The sequence below is a fragment of the Streptomyces sp. NPDC028298 genome (genome assembly GCF_055565895.1).
Genome location: NZ_JBVHTL010000006.1, coordinates 92,845 through 106,708, shown reverse-complemented (window position 1 = coordinate 106,708; position 13,864 = coordinate 92,845). Strand labels below are relative to the sequence as shown.

Below are 13,864 nucleotides of genomic sequence, written 5' to 3'. Positions count from 1 at the left end.
GAACTTCATCGGCGTCCAGGTGCTGACAGAACACATGAACGCCAGGTAGCGTCCTGACCCGGTTCACTCATCTGGACTACACCACTATGGGCGTTTCCATAGTGGATCACCACCTTTACAACGGATCGTCCGGCACGTTCCTGCCGGTGAAGGGGGCCCATCACCATGGCCACTGTCTCGTTCGACAAGGCGACCCGGATCTACCCGGGTTCCGAGAAGCCCGCCGTCGACGGCCTGGACATCGAGATCGCCGACGGCGAGTTCCTCGTCCTCGTCGGTCCGTCCGGCTGCGGCAAGTCCACCTCGCTCCGCATGCTCGCGGGGCTCGAGGACGTCAACGGCGGCGCCATCCGCATCGGCGACCGCGACGTCACGCACCTGCCGCCCAAGGACCGGGACATCGCGATGGTGTTCCAGAACTACGCGCTGTACCCGCACATGACCGTCGCCGACAACATGGGCTTCGCGCTCAAGATCGCCGGCGTCAACAAGGCCGAGATCCGCCAGAAGGTCGAGGACGCGGCGAAGATCCTCGACCTCACCGAGTACCTCGGCCGCAAGCCGAAGGCCCTCTCCGGCGGTCAGCGCCAGCGTGTCGCCATGGGCCGCGCCATCGTGCGCGAGCCCCAGGTCTTCCTCATGGACGAGCCGCTGTCGAACCTCGACGCCAAGCTCCGCGTCTCCACCCGTACGCAGATCGCCTCGCTGCAGCGCCGCCTCGGCATCACCACGGTGTACGTCACCCACGACCAGGTCGAGGCCATGACCATGGGCGACCGCGTGGCCGTGCTCAAGGACGGTCTGCTCCAGCAGGTCGACTCGCCGCGCAACATGTACGACCGCCCGGCCAACCTCTTCGTCGCCGGCTTCATCGGCTCCCCGGCCATGAACCTGGTCGAGGTCCCGATCACCGACGGCGGCGTGAAGTTCGGCAACAGCGTCGTCCCGGTCAACCGTGAGGCCCTCCAGGCCGCCGCGGACAAGGGCGACCGCACGGTCACCGTCGGCGTGCGCCCCGAGCACTTCGACGTCGTCGAGCACAACGGCGAGGCCGCCAAGTCGCTCTCCAAGGACACCGAGGACGCCCCGGCCGGTCTCGCCGTCTCCGTGAACGTCGTCGAGGAGCTCGGCGCCGACGGCTACGTCTACGGCTCCGCCAAGGTCGGCGACGAGCACAAGGACCTCGTCGTCCGCGTCAGCGGCCGCGCCGTCCCGGACAAGGGCGCCACGCTGCACGTCGTGCCGCGTCCGGGCGAGATCCACGTGTTCTCCACCTCGACGGGCGAGCGCCTGTCCGACTGACGTCCGCGTCATCCGGGCGGAAGAACTCACCCCCGTAAGGGTTGAATTCACCCAAGTTGACGAAGAGGGCCCCGCGGCCGACCGCGGGGCCCTCTTCGTTGTCGACAAATACCCCGGCAGACCGGGCATTTCGATCGCCGTACGGTAGCCGTCCGTCAACCCGCTACCCCGAAATACCAACTTCCTCGTCCCCCGAACCGGTGACTAAATGTCGCCAAATCATCACCCCGCGCTACCCTCACTCGCGTGAAGCACTCCACCACTAACCAGCGGCCCCGGCGTGGCCGTGGCCCCGCCCGCCAGATCGGCCGGACCCTCGCCCTCGTTCTGCCCGTAGTCCTGGTGCTCTCCGGGACGCTCGCGGTCACCCAAGTCAACTGGTCGGGGAACCCTTCGAGCTCGGTGCTCACCGCGTCCTCCGAGGAGGTCTCGACGCGAGCCGTCTCCCGCGCCCCGCAGGACGTCCTGCGCGACAAGCTGCTCCTGGAACTCCAGGAGAAGGACCCGGGCGTGGCCCTCACCCACCTCCAGCAGGCGGTGAACGGCCGCCCGTCGCTCGCGAAGCACTGCGTCTCCATCGCCCGCGCCCTCGGCCGTGCCGCCGTCCGCGCGTACGGGCCGACGCGCGCCCAGTCCTTCGCCCGGCCCGTGTGCGACACGGCGTTCGCCTCGGGGGTCGCGGCCGGCCATCTCTAGCAAGCACAGGCCGGGACACACCGGCCGCCACGCACCGGTTCCGGACCGGCCGGCACGCACCGGTTCGGGGCCGCCCGGTAACAGCCTGTTAAGGAACGGTTGCCGCGGGAAAGCGCGTGCGGGGCGCCACGTACAGTTCGGACATGACCGATCCGAACGCCGCGTCGCGCCCCGTGCAAGCCGTCGTCCTGGCCGGCGGCCAGGGTTCCCGGCTGCGTCCCTACACCGACGACCGGCCCAAGCCGATGGTCGAGATTCCCGGCACCGGGACACCGATCATCGGCCATCAGCTCACCTGGCTCGCCGAAGAGGGCGTCACCGACGTCGTCGTCTCGTGCGGTCACCTCGCCGACGTCCTCCAGAAGTGGCTGGACTCGGCCGACCTCCCGCTCAACGTCACGACCGTCGTCGAGACGGAGCCCCTGGGCCGCGGTGGCGGCCTCAAGTACGCGGCCGCGCACCTGCCGCACCCCGACCTGCCCTGGTACGCGACGAACGGTGACATCTGGACCCGTTTCTCGCTGCGCGACATGGCGGACTTCCACGCCGAGCGCGACGCCGTCGCCACCCTCGCGCTGGCCCGTCCGCGCATCCCGTGGGGCGCCGTCAAGACGGACGGCTTCGGTCACATCACCGACTTCATCGAGGCGCCGCCCTCCACGTTCGAGATCAACGCGGGCGTCTACGTCTTCTCGCCCGAGTTCACCGACATGCTCCCCGAGCGCGGCGACCACGAGCGCACCACCTTCCCCCGCCTGGCCCGCGAGCGCCGGCTGTCGGGCTTCCCGATCCCGCAGGGCGCCTACTGGCGCGCCATCGACACCGCCAAGGACCTCACGGAGGCGGCGAAGGAACTCGCGGCCCTGGGCCGCTAGAAGCCCCCGCACGGCTCCACGAGGCAGGCACCGGGCCCTGCGCACGGCTCCACGAGGCAGGCACTGGGCCCCGCGCACGGCGCCACGAGGCGGAGCCCGGCGCACGCGCACGGTCCCGCGAGACCGTCCTGGCACGCCCGCACGACGACACCACGCACGCCCTCACGACGGCACCACCCCGACAACGCACGACGGCAGGGCCCCGCACATCCCTGTGCGGGGCCCTGCCGTCGTCGCGCCCGGTCGTGCGGGCGGCGTGGGGGCGGTGGGGCGTCAGCCCAGCAGGCCGCCCACCAGACCCGGCTGGCCCGTGGACGAGCTGCCGCCGGTGGAGGTGCCGCTCCCGGTGCCCGTGCCTCCCGTGCCGCCGGTGCCGCCGCCGCCACCGGTCGCCGTGCCGCCGCTGCTGGAAGGACCGGCGCTGGTGCTCGGCGCCCGGTCGACCGGCGAGGACTGCTCGGGCGGGGCCTGGCCGCTGCCCTGGGTCTGACTGGGCTGCTGCCCGCCGCCGGCCGGGTCGGTCTGCCGGGTGGCGCCCGGCGTGCCGGCCGACTGCGACGGGGTCGCGGAGCTGCTGTGGGTCGGCGGCTCGGAGGCCGAGGGGGTGGCCTTCCGGTGCCGTTCACCGGGCGTCTCGGGGAGCGGGGAGCCGGGCAGTTCGTTGCGCGGGGCCTCGCCGGGACCGGGAACCACGATCCGGCTGGAGTCGCGGACGGCACCGCCGAGGAGCGAACCGATGAGCAGGGTCAGGCCGACGACGACGGCCGTGAGCAGCGCGCCCCGCCGCAGCACACGGGCGCGCAGGTCCCAGATGTCGGCGCGCGGACCGAGCGTCCGCCAGGCCTCGCCGGCGAGCCGTCCGTCGGCGGAGTAGACCGGGGCACCCGCGATGATCAGCGGGGACCAGGCGGCGAGGTAGATGATGTCCGGCGTGTCGTACACGGGCACCGTCTTCCAGCTCACGGTGACGATGAGCGCCGCCGACAGCATGGCGCCGACCACGGCCGCCACCCGCTGCCACAGCCCGAGGACGGTCAGGACGCCGACGATGACCTGGAAGAAGGCGATGACGAGTCCGGAGCCGATGGGGTGATGCAGCGCGAACTGCCGCAGCGGCTCGGCGACTTCCCACGGATGCAGCGTGTTGAGCCACTTCACCATGGAGCCGCGCTTGCCGCCGTCGAAGTAGACGGGGTCGCAGAGCTTGCCCATGCCGGCGTAGACGGAGATGAATCCGAGGAAGACGCGCAGCGGGAGCAGCACGACGCCGAGGTTCATCCGGCGCCCGGGATGATAGGCGTGCCGGACCGAGTCGGAGCCGCGCCGCCTGCCGGAGGCCGGGCGGGTCGTCTCCTCGAAGCGTTCCTCGTCCTCGAAGCCGTCCTCGTCCCCGAAGTCGCCGTCCCCGAAGTCGCCGTCCGTGTAAGCGTGTTCGCCGTAGGGCGGGCCGCCGTACCGGGGTTCGTCGTAGGCGCTGCCCACGCTGCGCATCTGGGGCAGCAGTCGCTGCTCCTCGCCGAGGGGGGAGCGCTGGCTGCCGACGAGGGGCGTCTCGACCGTGTCGACGGTCAGATCGCCCGCGTAGCCGGGCTGTTCGCCGATGCGCGGGATGACCTGCGTCGAACCGGCGTCCGCAGTCGGCCCGGTGGAGCCGTGGGGGACGCCCGCGCTCCGTACGGCCTGGAGCAGGCGGTGGGCGCCGGTGTCGTCCGGCGCGGACTTCCCGCTCCAGACGACGGGCGCGCGGCGGCGGGCCCCGCCGGCCGGACCGGCCCCGCCCGCTCGGCCCGGCGCCCCGGCGCCGGGAGAGCCCAAGTGCCGCGCGATGCGCGGGGACTGGCCCCGTGACGCACCCGCCAACTGGACGCGGAAGCTCGCATGGTTGACGATGACCTGCGCCGGATCGCTCGGCACCTTCACCATGCTCAGCGCGGGAACGTCGTCGAATCCCGACGAGCGGTCCCCCGTGGGTGTGCGGGGTGTTCTGGTGTCCACACTCATCTAACCGAGTGACGTGTGGTTAGGACACTGCTTTGACCACGCGGAACTGTCCGGACCGCGTCAAGATCGTTCAGGACACCCCGATCACCCCGCGAGGGTGACCACCCGGACGTCCGTTCAGGCGCGGCGGCGCGCCGCCTCGTACAGCACAACTCCCGCCGCCACACCGGCGTTCAGCGACTCCGCGCCACCGGGCATCGGAATCCGCACCCGGAAGTCGCAGGTCTCGCCGACGAGCCGGGACAGACCCTTGCCCTCGCTGCCGACGACGATGACCACCGGGCCGCCCAGGGCCTCCAGTTCACCGACCTCGACCTCGCCGTCGGCGGCCAGACCGACCACCACGAGACCGGCCTTCTTGTACGACTCCAGGGCGCGCGTCAGGTTCGCGGCGCGCGCGACAGGCGTACGGGCGGCGGCACCGGCCGACGTCTTCCAGGCACCGGCGGTCATGCCGGCCGCGCGCCGCTCGGGCACGACGACACCGTGGCCGCCGAAGGCGGAGGCGGAACGGACGACCGCTCCGAGGTTGCGCGGGTCGGTCACACCGTCGAGGGCGACGATCAGCGGGTCCTGGCCCTCGTCGTACGCGGCGGCGGCGAGGTCCTCGGGGTGCGCGTACTCGTACGGCGGGACCTGGAGGACGAGACCCTGGTGGTTGAGCCCGTTGGTCATGCGGTCCAGCTCGGGACGCGGGGCCTCCATCAGGTGGATGCCGCCGCGCTCGGCGACGAGCTGGAGCGCCTCGCGGACCCGCTCGTCGTTGTCGATGAACTGCTGGACGTAGAGCGTCGTCGCGGGGACGCCCTCGCGCAGCGCCTCGACGACGGGGTTGCGGCCGACGACCATCTCGGACGTGCCCTTGCCGCCGCGGCCGCGCGGCGCGGGGCGGCGGACGGCCTGCTTCGCCTTGGCGCCCGCGATGCGGTTCTTCTTGTGACCCTTGCGCATCTCGGCGGGCGGGGTCGGACCCTTGCCCTCCAGGCCCCGGCGCCGCTGGCCGCCACTGCCGACCTGCGCGCCCTTCTTGCCGGACATGCGGCGGTTGTTAGCAGCCATGACCTACCTGTCTGTGTGAGACGTGCGTGTGTACGTATATGCAGTGTGCCGCCCGGAGGTCCGGGCGGCACAATCGATCAAGGCCGACCGGGGGTCGGCCGGGGTCGCCGGAGCGGGCCGTCAGCGCGGTCCGAGCGTCCAGCGCGGCCCCTGCGGGCTGTCCTCGATGACCAGGCCGGACTGGTTGAGCTGGTCGCGGATGGCGTCCGCGGCGGCCCAGTCCTTGCGGCCGCGGGCGGCCTCGCGCTGGTCGAGGACCAGGTGGACGAGCGTGTCGACGACACCGTGCAGATCGTCGCCGCGGTCCCCGTCCTCGGCCCACTGCGGGTCGAGCGGGTCGAGTCCGAGGACGCCGAGCATGGCCCGCACCTCGGCGAGGCGCGCCACGGCGGCTTCCTTGTCGTCGGCGGCCAGGGCGGAGTTCCCCTGGCGGACCGTCGTGTGCACGATGGCCAGCGCCTGGGGGACGCCCAGGTCGTCGTCCATCGCCTCGGCGAACGCGGGCGGCACCTCGGCGGCCGGCTCGACGACGCCTCCCGCCTTCTCGACGACGCGCTGCACGAAGCCCTCGATGCGCGCGAACGCCGACTCGGCGTCGCGCAGGGCGCCTTCGCTGTACTCGATCATCGAGCGGTAGTGCGGGGTGCCGAGGTAGTAGCGCAGCACGATGGGACGCCACACCTTGGTCATCGTGGACACGAGGACCGAGTTCCCGAGGGACTTCGACATCTTCTCGCCGCTCAGGGTGACCCAGGCGTTGTGCACCCAGTACTTCGCGAACTCGTCCCCGAAGGCCTTGGCCTGCGCGATCTCGTTCTCGTGGTGCGGGAAGATCAGGTCGATCCCGCCGCCGTGGATGTCGAAGGCGCTGCCCAGGTACTTGTGGGCCATCGCGGAGCACTCCAGGTGCCAGCCCGGACGGCCGCGGCCCCAGGGCGTCTCCCAGCTCGGCTCGCCCGGCTTCACGGACTTCCACATGGCGAAGTCACGCGGGTCGCGCTTGCCGGTCTCGCCCTCGCCCGAGGGCTGGAGCAGGTTCTCGAGCTCCTGGTTGGAGAGCTCCAGATAGCCGTCGTACGAGCGCACGTCGAAGTAGACGTTCCCGTCGGCCTCGTAGGCGTGACCGCGCTCGATGAGACCCTGCATCATCTCGATCATCTCGGGGACATGACCGGTCGCCCGGGGCTCGTACGTGGGCGGCAGGCAGCCGAGCGCGTCGTAACCCTCGTTGAAGGCACGCTCGTTCTCGTAGCCGATGGCCCACCAGGGGCGGCCCTGGGCGGCCGACTTGGCGATGATCTTGTCGTCGATGTCCGTGACGTTCCTGATGAACGTCACGTCGTAGCCGCGGTACGCGAACCAGCGGCGCATGATGTCGAAGTTGAGGCCCGAGCGGATGTGCCCGATGTGCGGTGCGGCCTGCACGGTCGCGCCACAGAGGTAGATCGAGACGCAACCCGGCACGAGCGGGGTGAAGTCACGGATCTGCCGGGCGCTGGTGTCGTACAGGCGAATAGTCACCACTCCAGGGTAGTGGGCCCCGGGCAGTGCCCCGCGCCCCTTCCCCCAGCATGGCCACGTATTCGTGACAAACGGGGGAGCCAGGGGGTGCAGGGGGGAGCGTCGGGGGGACCACCGGGGGCTTCCGGCGCTCCGGAGGCCGGTACTCCGGGCCGCCGAGGGCCGGTGCGCGGGTCCTCCGGGCCGGCCTGCTCCAAGGCGGCCCGGACGCCGGGCGAACCGGTGCTTCCGACGGTCCGGACGGGCAGTGTCTCCCGCCGCCCGGACAGCCGGTGCCCGCGTCCGTTCCGGTCGGCTCGTACGACCCGTTCGGTCAGCTCGTACGACTTGTTCGGTCCGCTCGTACGACCAGTGCCGTGGCGATCGCCATCAGACCCTCGTCGCGGCCGGGGAAACCGAGGCCGTCCGTCGTGGCGCCCGACACCGAGACCGGCGCGCCCACCGCGTCGGACAGGATCTTCTGGGCCTCGTCCCGCCGCTTGCCGATCTTCGGGCGGGGGCCGACGACCTGGACCGCGACGTTGCCGACGACGAAACCGGCCTCGCGGACGATCCGCGCCGCCTCCGTCAGCAGCACGACCCCCGGCGCCCCGGACCACTCCGGGCGCCCGGTGCCGAAGTGGGCACCGAGGTCACCGAGGCCCGCGGCCGAGAAGAGCGCGTTGCACGCGGCGTGCGCGACGACGTCGGCGTCCGAGTGCCCGGCGAGCCCGGGCCCCTGCCCCTCCCACTTCAGGCCGGCGCACCACAGCTCCCGGCCTTCCTCGAAGGCGTGGATGTCGGTGCCGATCCCGACCAGCGGGAGCACCAGACCCTGGACCGCGGCCCGACCCGGCTCCGGTACGGCCATCGCCTCCGGTGTCTCAGAACCCATCGTTGAGCCTCCGCCGCGCCAGAACGGCCTCCGCCAGCACCAGGTCCAGCGGGCGCGTCACCTTGAACGCCTCCTCGTGGCCCGGCACCACCACGACCCGCACGCCCAACTGCTCGACCATGCTCGCGTCGTCGGTCACGTCGTCGGTGACGGTCTCGTGGGCCCGCAGCAGCGTCTCGCGGTCGAAGCCCTGGGGCGTCTGGACGGCACGCAGCCGGGCCCGCTCCGGGGTGGCCACGACCGGCTCGGTCTCCCCGGCGACGGCCGCGGGCTCGACCTCCTTGACGGTGTCGGCGAGCGGCAGCGCCGGTACGACGGCGGGAGCGCCGTCCCGTACGGCCTCGATCACGGCGTCCACCGTGTCGACGGGGACGAGCGGCCGGGCCGCGTCGTGCACCAGGACGATGTCGACGCCGGGGGGCAGCGCGTCGAGGCCGTACTTCACGGACTCCTGGCGGCTGTCACCGCCCGGGACGACCAGGAAGTCGGTGCGCTCGGGCAGCGCGTGCGCGTCGAGCAGCGTCTTGACCTCGGCCGTGCCGTCCGGCGGAGCCACGACGACGACCAGCGAGACGGCACGCGAGGCGGCCATCGCGCGGACGGCGTGGATGAGCATGGGCGTGCCGTTCAGCGCGCGGAGCGCCTTGGGGGCGCCCGGACCGAGGCGCACACCTCGTCCGGCGGCCGGGATCACGGCGGCGGTACGGGCCTCCGGCGGCGAAGGGAGCGAAACGTCAGACATCGGTTCCTGTCAGGTTTGTGTGCTCGACCGGGATGGGTATGGCCTGGGGGTACCCCCTGCTCGGGGAGCTGGGGGAGCACCGGGCGCGACGCCTTGACCGGACCCTTCCGTGACATCCGGTCAAGTCGACTGCCCGGCCAGGCATCCCAAGTATCGGATACGCCGGTATACCGCGGGAAAGCCGATGCCGGGTGAACGGCCGGTTTACCGATTGGGTGCGGGTACGAACATGCCGCAGCGCCCGGCGACAGCAATACGGTAATTGCGTCATCGGGCACCGCGGCATTTTCATTGCGCTTCTGCGCGGGCTTGGGCGTACGTCAAGACGGCTCGCGTCTCGGCGACTGAGCCGGCGTCAGGACGCGAGAACCTCGTCGAGCAGGGCCTCGGCCTTGTCCTCGTTGGTGTTCTCCGCGAGGGCGAGCTCGCTCACCAGGATCTGGCGCGCCTTGGCGAGCATGCGCTTCTCACCTGCGGAGAGTCCGCGCTCGCGCTCACGACGCCACAGGTCACGCACGACTTCCGCGACCTTGATGACATCGCCGGAGGCGAGCTTCTCCAGATTTGCCTTGTAGCGACGCGACCAGTTCGTGGGCTCCTCGGCGTACGGCGCACGCAGCACCTCGAAGACCCGGTCCAGCCCGTCCTGACCGACCACATCACGCACGCCGACGAACTCCGCATTGTCCGCTGGCACACGTACCGTCAGGTCACCCTGGGCGACCTTCAGCACCAAGTAGGTCTTGTCCACGCCTTTGATCTGGCGAGTTTCGATGGCCTCGATCAGCGCGGCCCCGTGATGGGGATAGACCACGGTGTCGCCAACCTTGAACGTCATGTGACAGGTACCCCTTCCGTGGCTATCCAGAGTAACACGGAAACGGCGTCTTCTGAATGGCGTTTTCGCAGGTCAGGGCATATCTCGGGGCTTGACAACCGCAACAGGAACGTGCTGCGAGGGGCGAGCGGAAGAGGGTATTCGCAGGTGGGAGCGGCTGTCCATGCGGAGTGAAACGCGTACGTTACACACACCCGGAGCCCGTCGCCAGGGTCCGAACATCCCGTTTTGTCCTGCTCCAAGAGCGCGAGTTCCGCTACTCCGTTCGATGGACGGAGCCGAGTACGAGACGAATCCGGAATTGATCAAGGCGAACGATGATCACGTACTCGACGCCCCTGATGACACGGTGATCCTTTTCCCGGAGAGCCGGGCATTCATTCCTCGAAATGCGCAAGCCTAAGTCCGCGGAACTTATGTGAATGACGGACCGGCGCGCACGACAAAGGGGTGGGCGCACACCGGCGCACGGCGTGTCGGACGGCGGTCCGGAGGCGCACACGGGTCGCACAGAAGCCCACCCCCACACCCTGTCCACCCCCGCCACGGCACACCAGCAGTCGGCATCCGGCGGAAGGGGCCGTGCCGGTCCATCGATGCCCGTCGCCACCAACGGTCACGTCTCCGTCCAACAACGACGGGCTGATGCACCGGCACGGCCCCGCCCCCCACCGGACCGGAGCGCCACCCGCGGACGCCCACCGGACAGACCCCCGCTCCGGGCAGCCGAGCCGGACCCGGAGAGCCCCCGGACCCGGCGCCGGCCGCCCCGACCCCGCCCCGTTGTTTCACCCGGGTGAGCAAAGTCGGGGGCTTGGGGAGGGTCGGGTGCGGTCGGGCGGGAACGGATCGGTAACCTAAGGCCGCTGACAGACCCTTAGGGCGGCTTTACACAGAGGTCGCCCTGCTTCGCCCACGTTCAAGGAGTTGCCGCCGCCGTGAGCAGCAGCCTTCGACGCGGCTCTCTCGCCGCCGCCGTCATCGCCTTCTCGATCGCCTCGCTCGCCGCGTGCGGCGCCGGCACCGACGCCCAGACGAACGAGATCAAGCCGGACAACGCGGCCACCTCCGTGGGCGTGATCAAGGTCCAGAACGCCCTCGTGATCACCCAGCCCGACGTGAAGGCCACCGGCCCGGCCGTGGTCTCCGCGACGCTGTACAACAACGGCACCAGCGCCCAGACCGTGGACTCGATCAAGGTCGAGGGCGAGGGCACCGCCCAGCTCAAGGCCGCCGACGGCAAGAGCAAGCTGACCGTCCCGGCCGGCGGCTCGATCGTCCTCGGCGGCAAGGGCAACGCCTCCGCGGTGCTGTCCAGCCCCTCCCAGACCGTCCTGAACGGCAGCGTCCAGAAGGTGACCTTCGCCTTCAGCGAGACCGGTGACGTGAGCCTGGGCGCCTACGTCGTCCCGGCCGAGAGCTACTTCTCCGACTGGGGCCCGAGCGACATCCCCTCCGCGCCGGCCACCTCCTCGGCCCCGGCCACCTCGCCGTCCGAGTCGGCCACGGGCTCCCCGTCCACGTCCGCGTCCGCCTCCGAGGCGGGCCAGGCCGGCACGAGCGCGTCGTCGAGCGCGACGGCCACCGCGTCGGCGTCCGCCGGCCAGTGACACCGGCCGCACGCTAGACGCGGCCGGTCCCCGGCCCCGTACCCGGCCGGCGCCCACCGCGGCCGTACGCACACGGCAGTCCAGCACGCGCGCGGAAGTCCAGTACGCCGAAGGGCGGGACCCCCACTCCGGGGGTCCCGCCCTTCGGCGTACTGCCGTGTCGTACCGCCCTGTGGCGAGGCCGGTCTACGGCTCGAACTTGTAGCCGAGGCCGCGGACCGTCACCAGGTAGCGGGGCGCGCCCGGGTCGGGCTCGATCTTCGCGCGCAGGCGCTTGACGTGGACGTCGAGGGTCTTGGTGTCACCGACGTAGTCGGCACCCCAGACCCGGTCGATGAGCTGCATGCGGGTCAGCACGCGGCCCGCGTTGCGCAGCAGCATCTCCAGGAGGTCGAACTCCTTCAGCGGGAGGTCGACCTTGCCGCCGGAGACGGTGACGACGTGACGGTCGACGTCCATCCGGACGGGACCGGCCTCCAGGGCGGCCGGGGCGACCTCCTCCGGCTCCCCGCGACGCCGCAGGACGGCCCGGATACGGGCGACCAGCTCACGGGAGGAGAAGGGCTTGGTGACGTAGTCGTCGGCTCCTATTTCGAGTCCGACCACCTTGTCGATCTCGCTGTCCTTGGCGGTGACCATGATCACCGGGACGTTGGAGCGGCCGCGCAGCTGACGGCAGACCTCCGTGCCGGGCAGCCCCGGCAGCATCAGGTCGAGGAGGACGAGGTCGGCGCCGTTGCGCTCGAACTCGTCCAGTCCGTCGGGCCCGGTGGTCGCGATGGCGACCTCGAAGCCCTCCTTGCGAAGCATGTACGACAGGGCGTCGGAGAACGACTCCTCGTCCTCGACGACGAGCACACGGGTCACGGAAGGACCTCCGGGGCAGGAAGCGGTTCGTACGGGGATGTGACGGTGGTCGTCCCGTCGGGCTGCCCGGTCTCGTCCTCTTCGTCGAGTCCGGGCATGTGGTGATCGGTGGTGACACGGTCGCGGGCCGCACTCGCCTCCGGCAGCCGCAGGGTGAACGTGGAGCCCTGACCCTCGGAGCTCCACACCGTGACCTCCCCGCCGTGCGAGGCGGCCACGTGCTTGACGATCGCCAATCCGAGGCCCGTACCGCCGGTGGCACGGGAGCGGGCCGGATCGACACGGTAGAAGCGCTCGAAGATGCGCTCCTTGTCCTTGTCCGAGATGCCGATGCCCTGGTCGGTCACGGCGATCTCGATGTGCTCGCCACCGGGTGCGGTCACCCGGCGGGCGGCTATGCCGACGCGGGTGCGGGCGGGCGAGTAGTTGACGGCGTTCTCGACGAGGTTGCCGAGGGCGGCGGCGAGCTGGCCCCGGTTCCCCCACAGGCTGAGGTCGGCGGTGCCGCCGGCGGCCATGGTGATCTGCTTCGCACCGGCCTGGTGGCGGCAGCGGTCGATCGCCTCGGCGACCAGCTCGTCGACCCGGACCGGTTCGGCGTCCTCGAGAGGATCGTCGTTCTGGACCCTCGACAGGTCGATGAGCTCCTGCACGAGGTTGGTGAGCCGGGTGGCCTCTATCTGCATGCGTCCGGCGAAGCGCTCGACGGCCTCCGGGTCGTCCGACGCGTCCATGACGGCCTCGGAGAGAAGGGAGAGCGCTCCGACGGGAGTCTTCAGTTCATGGCTGACGTTCGCCACGAAGTCCCGCCGCACGGCCTCGATGCGGCGCGCCTCCGTCAGGTCCTCCACGAGAAGGAGGACGAGCCTGGATCCGAGGGGAGCCACTCTCGCCGAGACGGCGAGGGCCTCTCCCCGTCCCGTGCCCCTTCTCGGCAGGTCCAGCTCCACCTGACGTATCTCCCCGTCACGACGGGTGTCACGCGCCATGTGGAGCATCGGTTCGACGGCGAGCTTGCCGCCGCGCACCAGTCCGAGGGCGTACGCCGCCGAGCTGGCCTTGACCACGGCGTCCGCTTCGTCGAGTACGACCGCGGACGACCTGAGCACGGAGAGCACGGTGTCGACGCCGGGCGGAAGCACGGCGTCCGTGTGCAGGGAAGTGCGGGTCGGGCGTTTCTGGTCGCGCTCGCTCCAGCGGAACGCCAGCATGGCGATGACACCGGTGAGCACTCCGGCGATCGCTGCCGCTGCGGCGACCGCCGCGTTCACGTCCATGCACCCAGGTTAGGCATGGCGTAGCTCCTGGCCACAGCCATCCGAGTGCGAGCTCGAACACTCGTCGCCCAGAGTTCACCCAGGAGCCAGTACTGATTCACTTGAGATGTCGGAAACGGACGCGTACGGGCCCGAACGTGGGAGCGTGGGGTTCCAGGGTCCCTCCGGCGGCCGGCCGGCGGCCGGAACAGGCAGGTCCCGG

At 70.9% G+C, this 13,864-nt stretch carries 12 protein-coding genes; 4 read left to right on the top strand and 8 right to left on the bottom strand.

Annotation, left to right across the window (positions count from 1 at the left end; all coding sequences use genetic code 11):
- Positions 1-165: 165 nt before the first annotated feature.
- The 3 genes from ACZ4TO_RS26105 (at position 166) to ACZ4TO_RS26095 (ending at position 2,873) form a co-directional block, all read left to right on the top strand.
- Positions 166-1,302: an ABC transporter ATP-binding protein gene (locus tag ACZ4TO_RS26105; RefSeq protein ID WP_382792388.1), complete on the top strand. Its 1,137-nt coding sequence runs from the start codon at positions 166-168 to the stop codon at positions 1,300-1,302.
- Between the two features lie 246 nt (positions 1,303-1,548).
- Positions 1,549-1,998: a hypothetical protein gene (locus tag ACZ4TO_RS26100; RefSeq protein WP_382792386.1), complete on the top strand. Its 450-nt coding sequence runs from the start codon at positions 1,549-1,551 to the stop codon at positions 1,996-1,998.
- Between the two features lie 143 nt (positions 1,999-2,141).
- Complete coding sequence (locus tag ACZ4TO_RS26095) at positions 2,142-2,873, top strand: nucleotidyltransferase family protein (RefSeq protein WP_261702030.1); 732 nt, start codon at positions 2,142-2,144, stop codon at positions 2,871-2,873.
- Positions 2,874-3,146: 273 nt separating this feature from the next.
- Here ACZ4TO_RS26095 and ACZ4TO_RS26090 read toward each other — a convergent pair whose 3' ends face one another.
- The 6 genes from ACZ4TO_RS26090 to ACZ4TO_RS26065 all read right to left on the bottom strand — a co-directional run bounded on the left by ACZ4TO_RS26090 (position 3,147) and on the right by ACZ4TO_RS26065 (position 9,908).
- The gene (locus ACZ4TO_RS26090; protein ID WP_468025352.1) at positions 3,147-4,874 is read right to left on the bottom strand and encodes a DoxX family protein; all 1,728 of its coding nucleotides are present in this window, start codon (positions 4,872-4,874) and stop codon (positions 3,147-3,149) included.
- Between the two features lie 117 nt (positions 4,875-4,991).
- Positions 4,992-5,933, bottom strand: a complete 942-nt coding sequence (gene rlmB / locus ACZ4TO_RS26085) for a 23S rRNA (guanosine(2251)-2'-O)-methyltransferase RlmB (RefSeq protein WP_382792379.1) — start codon at positions 5,931-5,933, stop codon at positions 4,992-4,994.
- 120 nt (positions 5,934-6,053) lie between these two features.
- The gene (cysS, locus tag ACZ4TO_RS26080) at positions 6,054-7,454 is read right to left on the bottom strand and encodes a cysteine--tRNA ligase (RefSeq protein WP_385042341.1); all 1,401 of its coding nucleotides are present in this window, start codon (positions 7,452-7,454) and stop codon (positions 6,054-6,056) included.
- 313 nt (positions 7,455-7,767) lie between these two features.
- The gene (ispF, locus tag ACZ4TO_RS26075; protein ID WP_468025552.1) at positions 7,768-8,304 is read right to left on the bottom strand and encodes a 2-C-methyl-D-erythritol 2,4-cyclodiphosphate synthase; all 537 of its coding nucleotides are present in this window, start codon (positions 8,302-8,304) and stop codon (positions 7,768-7,770) included.
- A 13-nt stretch (positions 8,305-8,317) separates the two neighbouring features.
- Positions 8,318-9,070: a 2-C-methyl-D-erythritol 4-phosphate cytidylyltransferase gene (gene ispD / locus ACZ4TO_RS26070; protein ID WP_385042339.1), complete on the bottom strand. Its 753-nt coding sequence runs from the start codon at positions 9,068-9,070 to the stop codon at positions 8,318-8,320.
- 355 nt (positions 9,071-9,425) lie between these two features.
- Entirely contained in the window at positions 9,426-9,908 is a 483-nt protein-coding gene (locus tag ACZ4TO_RS26065; protein ID WP_003953493.1) for a CarD family transcriptional regulator, read from the bottom strand.
- 938 nt (positions 9,909-10,846) lie between these two features.
- Between ACZ4TO_RS26065 and ACZ4TO_RS26060 the strand changes: the two genes are divergently transcribed.
- Entirely contained in the window at positions 10,847-11,518 is a 672-nt protein-coding gene (locus ACZ4TO_RS26060; RefSeq protein WP_382792368.1) for a copper chaperone PCu(A)C domain-containing protein, read from the top strand.
- 186 nt (positions 11,519-11,704) lie between these two features.
- Here ACZ4TO_RS26060 and phoP read toward each other — a convergent pair whose 3' ends face one another.
- Both phoP and phoR read right to left on the bottom strand, forming a co-directional pair.
- Positions 11,705-12,376, bottom strand: coding sequence for a two-component system response regulator PhoP (gene phoP / locus ACZ4TO_RS26055; protein ID WP_466162299.1), 672 nt, complete (start codon positions 12,374-12,376; stop codon positions 11,705-11,707).
- Positions 12,377-12,381: 5 nt separating this feature from the next.
- A complete protein-coding gene (phoR, locus tag ACZ4TO_RS26050; protein WP_355759776.1) occupies positions 12,382-13,662 on the bottom strand; it encodes a two-component system sensor histidine kinase PhoR in 1,281 nt (426 codons plus the stop codon).
- Between the last annotated feature and the right edge of the window lie 202 nt (positions 13,663-13,864).